The organism is Rhizobium sp. GCM10022189 (assembly GCF_042656325.1).
GTDB lineage: Bacteria > Pseudomonadota > Alphaproteobacteria > Rhizobiales > Rhizobiaceae > Rhizobium.
Map to the genome: position 1 here is coordinate 57,269 of NZ_JBHSOR010000003.1, position 10,836 is coordinate 68,104.

The 10,836-nt window shown below is 61.2% G+C and carries 10 protein-coding genes and 1 pseudogene; 6 read left to right on the forward strand and 5 right to left on the reverse strand.

Annotation, left to right across the window (positions count from 1 at the left end; translation table 11 throughout):
• Positions 1-206: 206 nt before the first annotated feature.
• From ACFPWW_RS03860 to ACFPWW_RS03875, 4 genes are all read left to right on the forward strand, one after another.
• Positions 207-944: a glycosyltransferase family 25 protein gene (locus ACFPWW_RS03860; RefSeq protein ID WP_112564607.1), complete on the forward strand. Its 738-nt coding sequence runs from the start codon at positions 207-209 to the stop codon at positions 942-944.
• Positions 938-2,284: an O-antigen ligase family protein gene (locus ACFPWW_RS03865; protein ID WP_377310491.1), complete on the forward strand. Its 1,347-nt coding sequence runs from the start codon at positions 938-940 to the stop codon at positions 2,282-2,284. The genes ACFPWW_RS03860 and ACFPWW_RS03865 overlap by 7 nt, the downstream gene beginning before the upstream one ends.
• A gap of 60 nt (positions 2,285-2,344) precedes the next feature.
• The gene (locus ACFPWW_RS03870) at positions 2,345-2,524 is read left to right on the forward strand and encodes a hypothetical protein (RefSeq protein WP_162706878.1); all 180 of its coding nucleotides are present in this window, start codon (positions 2,345-2,347) and stop codon (positions 2,522-2,524) included.
• 184 nt (positions 2,525-2,708) lie between these two features.
• A complete protein-coding gene (locus ACFPWW_RS03875) occupies positions 2,709-4,925 on the forward strand; it encodes an adenylate/guanylate cyclase domain-containing protein (protein WP_377310493.1) in 2,217 nt (738 codons plus the stop codon).
• Positions 4,926-4,959: 34 nt separating this feature from the next.
• Here ACFPWW_RS03875 and ACFPWW_RS03880 read toward each other — a convergent pair whose 3' ends face one another.
• Complete coding sequence (locus ACFPWW_RS03880; protein WP_377310495.1) at positions 4,960-5,472, reverse strand: YHS domain-containing (seleno)protein; 513 nt, start codon at positions 5,470-5,472, stop codon at positions 4,960-4,962.
• A 30-nt stretch (positions 5,473-5,502) separates the two neighbouring features.
• Positions 5,503-6,093 carry an ankyrin repeat domain-containing protein gene (locus ACFPWW_RS03885; RefSeq protein WP_112703877.1) on the reverse strand — a complete coding sequence of 197 codons (591 nt, stop codon included), beginning with the start codon at positions 6,091-6,093 and terminating at the stop codon, positions 5,503-5,505.
• A gap of 346 nt (positions 6,094-6,439) precedes the next feature.
• Here ACFPWW_RS03885 and ACFPWW_RS03890 point away from each other — a divergent pair, with 346 nt between their 5' ends.
• Positions 6,440-7,813, forward strand: a complete 1,374-nt coding sequence (locus ACFPWW_RS03890) for a tyrosine-type recombinase/integrase (protein ID WP_377310497.1) — start codon at positions 6,440-6,442, stop codon at positions 7,811-7,813.
• Complete coding sequence (locus tag ACFPWW_RS03895; RefSeq protein ID WP_377310499.1) at positions 7,810-8,784, forward strand: hypothetical protein; 975 nt, start codon at positions 7,810-7,812, stop codon at positions 8,782-8,784. The genes ACFPWW_RS03890 and ACFPWW_RS03895 overlap by 4 nt, the downstream gene beginning before the upstream one ends.
• A 209-nt stretch (positions 8,785-8,993) precedes the next feature.
• Here ACFPWW_RS03895 and ACFPWW_RS03900 read toward each other — a convergent pair.
• From ACFPWW_RS03900 to ACFPWW_RS03910, 3 genes and pseudogenes are all read right to left on the reverse strand, one after another.
• Positions 8,994-9,125, reverse strand: a pseudogene (locus ACFPWW_RS03900) (hypothetical protein); the annotation flags it as partial.
• A gap of 117 nt (positions 9,126-9,242) precedes the next feature.
• On the reverse strand, positions 9,243-9,890 hold the full coding sequence (locus ACFPWW_RS03905; RefSeq protein ID WP_377310500.1) for a helix-turn-helix transcriptional regulator: 648 nt from the start codon (positions 9,888-9,890) through the stop codon (positions 9,243-9,245).
• Complete coding sequence (locus ACFPWW_RS03910; RefSeq protein WP_377310502.1) at positions 9,887-10,474, reverse strand: hypothetical protein; 588 nt, start codon at positions 10,472-10,474, stop codon at positions 9,887-9,889. The genes ACFPWW_RS03905 and ACFPWW_RS03910 overlap by 4 nt, the downstream gene beginning before the upstream one ends.
• Between the last annotated feature and the right edge of the window lie 362 nt (positions 10,475-10,836).

The following is a 10,836-nucleotide window of genomic DNA, read 5'->3' on the forward strand; positions in this document are numbered from 1 at the left end:
CCTGCGCGCTTTGTGTCTGGGGATTGTGAAGCTATTGCGGCAGAAACCGATAAGGGAAAAGCTTTACCATGACGATCGTTTTCGACTAAAGGGTGTAGAGGGGCAATCAACGCATGGTAGATAATGCGAGCATGTGGCTGTTGCCCGCGGTTCAGCCACGACTTATAGAGAACCGCATTTCCGTCTCCTGCTGAAATTTCGCCTCTATGAAAATCGGTGCCTATGTCATCAACCTGAACCGTTCCATCGCCCGCTGGGAAGGGCTGTCGCGGAAGGCCAGTTCGCTTGGGCTCGACGTCGTCAGGATATCCGGGGTGGATGGCTCGCAGATCGAGGCCCACGACAAGGCTGATATCGACAGGCGGCAGTTTCTCCTTCGCAACGGCAGGAACTATCTGCCGGGCGAGCACGGCTGCTATCGCAGCCACGTCAAGGCGCTGACCGAGTTTCTCGACAGCGGCAATGATGCGGCGATCATCATGGAGGACGATGTCGAACTGCAGGCCGATCTGATCGAGCGTGCGGAAGCCGTGCTTGCCGCGCTCCCGAAAGCGGAACTGGTCAAGCTGCTGAACCACCGCTCCAAGGGGTTCATGCAGAAGGCGACGACGAAATTCGGCGATGCCATAGGCCGTTGCATCCACGGGCCGCAGGGCTCGGCCGCCTGTTATCTGGTCACGCGATCGGGGGCAGGCAAGCTCCTGCGGACCATGGCCGTCATGGTCTATCCCTTCGATGTGGCATTAGAGCGCGGGTGGTCTACCGAGGTTAATACCTTTACGGTCAAGAACAATCTGATAGAGCTAGGGCCGAACAGCCACGAGACCGCGATTGCGACGAAGCTCGACTACAGGCGGCAGAAATTCAAGGGAATACGCCGCTCCGTCACGCATCTGCTTCGCGCCGCCGATTATGCAAGAAGGGTGCAATATTCTCTATGGTAGCGAGCGAAGAGCCGATCGCCACGCCCTCCCGCGTCACATCCGTCCTTGTCATCCTGTGGCTGCTGATGATTTCGGCTCCCATCGTGGAAAGCGATACCTATCGCTATGTGGCGCTGCTGCTGATCGGGACGACTTTCGTCTGGTTCAAGCCGAATCTGAACCTGCTGCGGCGCGACTGGCTGGCGAATGCCTGTATCGCATGGGGCGCCTATGCGCTGCTGCGCTTCCTTTTCGGCCTGATCGTCGACGGCGAGAAGGGCGCGTCGGACTGGCTCTATGCCTTTCCGCTGTTTTTCCCCGCGGTCGGCATCGCGCTTTATTCCGGGCGCAAACATGTCGAAACGGTCTTTGCGATCTATTTCCCGGCGGCGCTCGCCGCCCTGCTGGTCTCCACCGACTACCGGCTGATCCTTGAAGGCGACGTGCGCATTTCGCCGCTCTACCACAACAACCTCATTCATGGCGCGATCGGCTGCGGCTTCCTGATGATCGGCGCCTTCTACTGGCTGCTGAATGCCTGGGAGACCGGCAAGCTGGCGCGCCGTTCCGGTGCGTGGATCATTGCCGTCAGCATGTCGATTATCGCGCTCTGCCTCTTCAATATCTACGGCTCGAAGGCGAAGGGCGTCTGGCTGAGCCTCGTTCTCGTCGGGCCTCTCATGCTCGCTTCGCTGCTGCTTTACGCAGACAGGCGCCGTGCCGCCGTTGCGGGTCTGGTCGCTTTGCTCCTCATTTCGCTCGGGATCTGGGTCGGCTGGAACAGTATCTGGACCTTCGCCGGCCCGACCTATGAGGCGGCCGCGCGGATCGCCACAGAGGTTTCGCAGCGCGGGGGAGTGTGGAACGCTGTCGCCGCCGCCATTGCGTCCAGCGATACGCCGAATGCCATGAGCGAGCGGCTGCAGCTCTGGGCGAACGCTTCGGAAGTGATTGCCCAGGCGCCGTTCTTTGGCGCCGGAAACCATTGGCTCACGCTCTGGCGCTCGACCACCTATGCCAGCGTGCCTTACACGCTTCTCCACAACGGCTATTTCGAAATGCTCGTCCGCCACGGGCTGTTCGGCATCGTGGTTTTCGCCATTCTGGCGGGCGCCATGTACAGGCGCGTCGTGGCCGCGCGGAGGCAGAGGCTGATCAGCCTCAGCGCATTGCTGGCATATACGATGGTGACGCTGTTCTTCCTTGGAACGATCCTGTCCAATTCCAACAACCGGCTGGCAATCGGCGAATCGTTCTTCTTCGTGTTTTCCGCGGTCGCATTCGCCTGCGGGATCATGATGAAGAAGGGGGAGATCAGGCAGGATACCGGCATCGTATCTCGGGACCGGAAGGCTGCCTGAGAGGGCCGGGGACCTCAGCCCAAAGGCATTGCAGAGCGCTCCTGCAACGGAGCGCCCGCGTTGTCAGATACCGAAATCGTCCAGAAACGAAGGATGGATGGCGGTTTTGCGTGCCTCGCGCGCATCACGATAGCGCTGCTGGGCAGAACCGAAACCATTGACGATCCGTCGCATGAGGCCGCTTTTGCGGCGTTTGAAAATCAGGGGCATAGAAAGCTCACTTTTTCTTATTTTTGTTAGCCGGCGAGCATATAATTTGTGCGCGATGCTGCAGCAATGGGCATTTTGGCATGCCACCTATGCAGAATATGACAGTGATATGACATCGGGCGCAACGTCTCGTTGTCCATTGCAGCCAATGGCATCGGTTATGGCGGTCATGTAAGATGCCGGCCATGTCGTCCTTTCGGGGGAAGAGACGGACATGGAACGCCGCCTTGCAGCAGTACTGATTGCCGACATTGTGGGCTATGGCCGTCTAAGCCAGGTCGACGAGGAGGGCACGCGTCTGCGTTTCCAGGCAGATCTGAGGGACGTCGTCGCGCCGCTGATCGCACGCCACAGCGGACGGCTGGTCAAGACGATGGGCGATGGGCTGCTGGTCGAATTCCACAGCGTCGTCGATGCCATGAACTGCGCCATAGACGTGCAGAAGCAGAAGGCCGAGCGGAATGTCGGCGTACAGGCCGACCGGCGCCTGGACTTTCGCATCGGCATCAACCTGGGCGACATTATCGTCGAGGGCGAGGATATCCATGGCGACGGCGTCAATCTTGCCGACCGGATGCAGGCGCTCGCAGAGCCCGGCGGAATCGCGATCTCGGGTGCGGCCTACGACCAGGTGAAATCGAAGCTCGCGGTCGGTTTCGTCTCTCTCGGCACTCAAAGGGTCAAAAGCATCGCCGAACCCGTGCGTGTCTACCGCGTGGTGTTCGATCCGGCCGCGGCGAAGACGTTCGCCAACCTGCGCAGCTATCTCGGCCGCCGGCGCACCGGGGCGATCGCCGCTGCCGCCGTCCTCGCCGTTCTGGCGGGAGCGGCACTGTGGTGGCAGCCGTGGGGGCTGCTCGAAAGCCCGTCCTTGACCCAGCGCTTCGCCTATCCCCTGCCGGACAAGCCTTCCGTTGCCGTTCTGCCGTTCATCAATGTCAGCGGCGACGTGGCGCACGATCATCTTGCCGAAGGCCTGACCGACGATCTGATTACGGAATTGTCGAAAGTTTCCGGCCTGTTCGTCATCGCGCGCCATTCCGTTTTCGCGGTGCGCGACGATGGCGGCAAGATACAGGATGTGGCCGCCGAACTCGGGGTTCACTATGTGCTGGAGGGCACGTTGCAGCGCGCCGGTTCGCGATTGCGCATCAACGTCAAACTGATCGATGCGCTGACCGGGCTTTCGATCTGGGCCGAGCGCTATGACCGCGAATATGCCGATCTCTTTGCGGTGCAGGACGACGTCATCAGCAAGATCATCGCCGCACTTGCCATCAGGCTCAGCGACGGCGAGCGCACGCAGCTGGCGCAGATCCCGACGGAAAATCTCGAAGCCTATGATTATTACATGCGCGCCGAACAGGCGGGGCTCACCTATGGAGACGTGGCGACCTATCGTGAGGCGCTGTCCTATTACCAGAAGGCGATCGATCTCGATGCGAATTTTGCCGATGCGCATGCGGGAATCGCGCGGATTGCCGTCGATGTCTGGCGCAACGACTACAATATCCTCTGGTCGGCCGCCGTTGCCCGCAAGATCGCCTACGACGCGGCAGGGGAGGCGCTGAAGATCGATCCGAACAATGCGCGCGCGCATACGGTGCTTGCCCTCCTGCAACTGGTCGACGGGCGCCAGACGGAGGCGCTGATTTCGGCCAACCGCGCCGTGCAGGCGCAGCCGAGCGATGCCGAAGCCTATGCCAACCTGGCGCTGGTGCTTGCGCATATCGGCAGTCACGAGCAGGCGGTCGAGGAAATGGAGAAGGCGCTGCGTTTCGATCCTTCGCCTTCGGCAGGCTTCCAGCTGCTGGCCGGCATCGTTTTCTACATCGTCGGAGACGAGGACCGGGCGATCTCGCTGATGGAGGCCGCCCGCGACGCCTTGCCCAATGCGGAGGCGGCACGCGAATATCTGACGGCGGCCTATATAGACGACGGGGACAGGACGCGCAGCCTGCAGGAGAAAACCAAGCTGCTCGAACTCTTTCCCGAGAGCAACCTGACCTATTACAGCTATCTCTACGACTACTGGCGCAGCGACGATCTGAGCAAGCATCTCGGCCGCCTGCGCAAAGCCGGCATTCCCGATTGGCCCTTTGGTTTCCAGGGCGAGAAGGGCGATCTCGTCACCGGCGAAGAGCTGCGCGACCTCATCGGCGACAAGACCTGGACCGGCAAACACCGCAACGGCACGCAGTTCGTGCAGTTCTTCGACAAGGCGGGCAATACCGCCTATCGCAGCGCCAATACGAACATTACCGGTACTGTCGAGATCAGGGGAGACTGGCTCTGCGAGAAATTTCCGGGCTATTTCCTCGACCGGATGGTCTGCGGCAACGTCTACCGCAATCACGCCACCGAAGAGCCCGGCGCGACATATGTGCATGTCACGCCGCAGGCGCTGAAATTCTTCTCGATCGAGCGCTGACGGGCAAAGCCCGGATTGTCAAAAGGGCAGCCGCCTATTGGGCGGACGGATGCTGCCAGTCCTTCTGCGCCTTTTCCGAGATCAGGATGTTCTGCACTTCCGACCAGTGCTTCTGGGAATCGACCACTTTCGTCGGGTTCTTCACCAGCCCCTCGGCGGCCCCCGGATCGTAGCTGATATAGAGCTTGCCGTCGATGATCCGCCAGGCATTCGGGTCGATATTGGTCGTCACCGTTCCGAAGGACACGCCATCGGCGCAGTAGCCGCCATATTGCGGGGCATATTTGCCGGGATCCTTGACGAACATGTCGCGATGTTCGGCGCTGGCGAAATACCAGGTCGCGCCCAGCCAGTGGTGGGAATATTGCGGCGATCCCTGCACCGCCTTGTCGTCGGTGAAATAGGCGACCGGGTCATAACCCTTGATCGCCACATCCCCGAAATAGCCGGTATTGACGAAATCCTCCGCCGGGGCGGGTTCGGCAAGCAGCAGGACGGCAAGGCCGCCCATGGCCGCAGCCTTCACAAATCCATTCCAGTGAGACATTTCATTGCTCCCGTTTCCAGGCGCGCACGGTCATTTGCGCTTCGTGCACTCGTCATAGAGCCACTGACCCGTAAGGTCCGCGCCCTGACAGGCGGCGCCCGCTTTCAACAATAGGGTGACGGAATCCCAGTGCGACCGCCATCCGGCCTGCGTCACCGGCGTGTAGCCGTTTCGTTCCTTCGGCTCGATATCGGCCTTCTGCGCGAGCAGGAAAGCAATGATATCGGCGTGGCCTTCTTCGGCTGCGGCGTGCAGCGGCGTCATGCTGTAGAAGTTCTTGTGGTCGTTGACCGAGGCACCTCTCGCCACGAGAAGTTCCACGACATCGAGATGGCCGCCATAGGCCGCCGCATGCAGGGCCGTCAGCCCGCCCTTGTTGCGGATTTCGATATCGCAGCCCCGGTCGAGAAGAAGGGTAACGACATCGGCCTTGCCCGAAAGAGCTGCAATCAGCAGCGCCGGCTCGCCGGTGGCGTCAGGCTCGGAGAGGTTTGCACCCTGATCCGCAAGCTGCCTGACGCGCTCGACATTGCCCTCGCGCGCAGCGTCATGCAGCGGTCCCGCCGAAGCGGCGGAAATCCCAAGGCCGAGACAGATGAAGCTTGCCCAAAACACATTCATCGCGCACCCCCGTCTTGCCATCCCTGGCCTCACAAGCGCGAAAACGTGGTTAAGCTATCATGAATATGCGCAACCGACAATAAACAGGGGTGCCATTGAAGGGGACCTATGGCCACTTTGGCGGCTTTGGAAAATGGTGGGCCCGGAGGGACTCGAACCCCCAACCAAGCGGTTATGAGCAGTTTGGCCGGTCGGTACCAGGCGGTGTCATTCGGTAACATTTGGTACTAACCAATTGAAATCATTGACTTCACTATCGCCGAGGGGTTTGATTCCCGACAGGCGGCTAAACACGACCGTTCGGCGGCATTGCCGCCCATCGCGCTGCCCAAACTGGAGCACGGCAATGAAAAGAGCGCGTGTATTGGATGAAGAAAGGATCGAGAGGCTGAAGCCCACCAAGTCCGGGAGGCGATATGACGTCCACGACGGCGACGTCGCCAACCTCGTCGTCAGGGTGGGCACGCGGACCAAGGTGTTCGTGCTGATGGCCAGGTTCCCCGGCGATGCCAGGACTACCCGCAGGAAGATCGACGAATTTCCGAAAATCTCACTGGAGGCGGCGCGGATCACCGCCCGCGATTGGAACGAGAAGATCAAGCGTGGAATCGACCCGGCGGAAGAACAGGAGCGGACAGAGCGGGAGAAGCGCCTCGAGGAGCGAAGGGTCTTTCGCTCGGCCCTCGTAGATTTCATCTCCTGGTTGCCAGACCGGCGATACACGCGACATGTTCCGGACGACATCGGCGTGATCCGTCGGACCCTTCTCGACAATCCCGAGGCCGCCGAAACGCTGGAAAAGCCCGTCGCCGAGGTGACACGAGCGGACCTCGGTGTAATCATCGAGGACGTGAGCTGGCGGACCATGAGCCAAGCCTATCTGCTCTTCGAGCAGCTCCAGGCATTCTTCAAGTGGGTCAACTCGCCGCTCCGCTGCGGGCCCTACGGAATAGCAGTCAACCCGTTGGAGGGGGTGAATCCCGGAGACCTCGAGCTTTGGAAGAACGCGCGGCTGCATGTCCTGGAACCATGGGAGTTGCGGGCGTACTGGCAGGCCGCCGAGGAAATGCCCTATCCATACGGTCCGTATTTCAAAGTCCTCCTTCTGATTGTCGAGCGGAGGAGCGCGGTCGCGGGGATGCGCTGGTCAGAGTTGGACCCGGGGCGGAGAGTCTGGAGAGCGCCTCCCATTAGAGTCAAGGGCAAGCTCGTCGAGCACCTTGTCCCGCTTTCGGACCAACTGATGGAGTTGCTCGCCGACATTCGCCGCAGTCTCTCCACGGGGCATGGAGACTACGTGTTCAGCTCGAGCCACGGCCAGTCGCCGATCAACGGTTTCGGCGCGGCGACGAACGCTTTGCGCGCCAGGGCGGAGGCGGCCCTACGGGAGATCGATCCGACCAAGGTCATGCGGCATTTCGTGCTGCACGACGGGAGGCGGGTGGACCGGACGGCGCTGTCGGCTCTGGATGTTCCCAGCGACGTGGCGGAGGGAATCCTCAACCACAGCAAGAAGGGAATGGAGGGACTGTATGACCAGTTCCGCCAAATTCCACAACGACGAAAGGCGATGGCGAAGCTGCATGACAGGCTCGGCGAAGTGGTCGAGGGTTCCAAGGGAGATTTCTGGGACGACGAACCCGCGGGCGGTTCATGGGAGGACTTCCGCCCCGCGGAGGCGACGGAAGCCGAGAAGACAACGCGAGGGAGGCGGCGATGACCACAATCACCCGCGACGACCTCTACGCGTTGGTCTGGAGCGTCCCCGGCGTCGAGGCAGCAGCGCGTCTGAAAATCTCCGACAGCTACCTCGGCCACGTCTGCCGGGCCCTGGAAGTTCCAAAGCCGTCGCGCGGTTATTGGAGAAATCACGAAACCGGCAACGCCGGCCCCGTGCCCGAGCTCCCCGCGGCAGGCCCGGGTACGCGGCAGTCGTGGAAAAAAGGGGATGCCATCGGGTTTGCGCGCCGCCGCAAGCCAAAGAAGCTGAAGCTCGCCGCGCCCCAGAAGGAAAGGCCGGCCCTCGCACCTAGAAAGAAAGACGAACCGCACGAACTGGTGCGGCGAGCGGAGGATGACTTCCGGACTGCTCAAACCGGTTCCGACGGTTATTACCTCAAGCCACGCCGGAAGCTCCTCGTCGATATCGCGACGTCGGCTGCGGGACTGGACAGCTGCCTGCGGTTCGCAAGCGCGCTGTTCAACCGACTTGAGGCGTCCGGCCATCCCGTCGGAATCGCAACCGGTTCTAAAATCCTTATCCGGGTCGATATCGACAACTACGACGAGGCTGTCCAGCCTGATCCGGCACGACCGGACAGCCCGCTCCCGTGGACACCGCTTCGGCCGACCGTGGTGCACATCGGAGGCGTTCCGCTCGGCCTTTCGCTCGTGGAGGTCAGCGAGAAACAGCATCTGGCATATGCTGGCGACGGCAATTTTGTCCCAGCGTCGCAATTCAACATGGCCGAGTTCGTTGGCTATACATGGAAGACGTACCGGAGGAGGCCGAGCGGCCGATTGAAGCTTACGGCCTACAGCCCGTTCCACGACGTTCCGTGGCGGCACCAATGGATCGAGAAGCCGAAATCGGCGCTCGGCGATAGACTGGAGGAGATCGTGGCGGTCCTAGAGGCCGGCGCGATCGATCTCTCGCTGAGGCTCGAAAAGGCCGGACGCTTCTTTGTATGAGCGGTGCCTGAAACCGACGAGAGCGGCGGGGCCGCCCTCCATCCGCCATCCCCGTCATCGTCGTCCTCGCCGTCCTCGTCGTCGCCGTCGTCATCCGCGGGCGAGTCCTGTCCCAACCGGCTCGCCATCCACCGGTGGATGACCGGTATCGGCCAGACTTTGGGGCCATTGGGGTTGTCCGTAAGGTTCCCGGGCTCGGGAAACAAGCCCTTCTTCCGGAGGCGGTAGATCGTCTGCCTGGAAAGCTTTGTCAGCTCGCAGACCTCGCGGTAGGTATAAACGCCATGCGGATTGGAGAACGCACGAACATCTCGTGGTCTGCGCGGGGGGCGCTTGGCCATCGCTGTCACCTTCCGATTTCATCGATACCAAGCGAGAAAAGCACAACGCGAGAGTGGAATCAAAATCGGTAATTGAGGTAACAAATACGATACGCGAATTACAAAATCGGCAGGAATTTAGGAGCGTCGCCACCCGGCCTCGCGGTTTGCCCAAAGCCCTGGGCGCAAGCGTGCTTCCTTGGATGCAACTCGAACCCCAAGCCCGATGTAATCGCGGACGCTCGTCCTGAAGCTAAGAAACTCCACTCCGCTGTCTTCGAAGAAGCCGCGGAGCCGATCGTAACCCTTCCTGGTGAAGGACCGCCCGCTTTCGAGGTTCCCGATCTGCCTCGGCGTCAGGCCCGCACCCCTGGCCACCTCCCGCTCCTCGAGCCCCAGGAGCGCCCTGGCGGCAGAAAAGTTCGCATCGCCGGGAAACAACGATGACGCACATCTACACCACAGTGCCGCCAGTTTCCAGCAAGCGCCCGACCCGTGAACCTCGTTGGTGGTCAAGTTGACCGTCCCGAGGAATTCTATGCCAGAGCGTTCGTAGTAATCCCGAAGCGCGGCGATCGTCTTCAGCGTGGCACCCGCTCCCGTCTCGCAAGCGGCCAGCGACCTCCGCGACATCCCAAGACAAGCCGCCAGTTGAGTCTGCGTGAGACCCACCATCGCCCGTGCCGCTCGAAATGCGCCGGGATGGGCATAAGCGATCGGAGAGGCGACCGACCCTGGCTCCCGCGTTCCAGAGCGCTCCCGCGGCCCCGTGTCGCGGATGATCATGACGGGACCGGCTGCGACGCGGGTTCCGCCTCAAGTGACCTCGGAGACCAGCGGACGCCCACGCCGAAATAAGACCGCTCCCCACCAGCGTCGACGCCGACACCGAGGAATTCCATGCCGGTTTCTTCGTAGTAGTCCCGAAGCGTATCGAAGCTCCGCCGGGTAAAGCCGCCGTATCCCTGCTCGAGGTTTCTCACCTGCTTGGGAGCAAGCTTGGCCCGTGACGCGACCTGCCGCTGTTCAAGCCCCGAAAGTGCCCTCGCGGCAGTGAAGGCGAAGCCCATGTGCTCGCGATGCCATTGGCTGCCGGTCGAGGCTCCGTCCGGCGACGCCTGATACTTCCACCGCACGCCGGCACCGACAACGCGGTTCGTCGTGAAATTCAGGCAACCCAGGAACTCGATGCCGAGGCTGTCGTAAAATTGCCGAAGGCGGGCAATTGGCTCCAGCGTAGGAGAACCGTCGGTCTCGCACGCCCTCAAAACCTTTCTCGAGACATGCGCTCGGCTTTCCACGGAGCGCTGGTCGAGCCTTGCGAGCGCTCGGGCCGCCCGCAAGGCATCCGGACTGAGAAAGACGATCATGGACACGAGGAGCCGGCGAAACCGGAAATTGTCAAATAATGCCCTTGCGGAGTCCTTTTAGACTCCACAAAGGACTATTTCTGCTCTATTGCAATTCGTGACGCCAGCGACACGACGAATCAGGAGAGAAAATGAAGACCCTGAACCCACCCGGAAGGTCGCCGGCCTGCCACGTTCGCCGATCACGGCTAGCCGCCTCGGCGATGGTGTTGGCCGCACCGCGAGACGGTTTCCGATTCATTGACCGCAGGACAGACAACAGATGGACGATAGAGAAGCAAACGGTGCCCTGCCTGGGTCGTTCAATCGGACATCCCATCCCGTCTCCGATGGCAGGTCGACGTGTCCGAGCGCGCTTATTT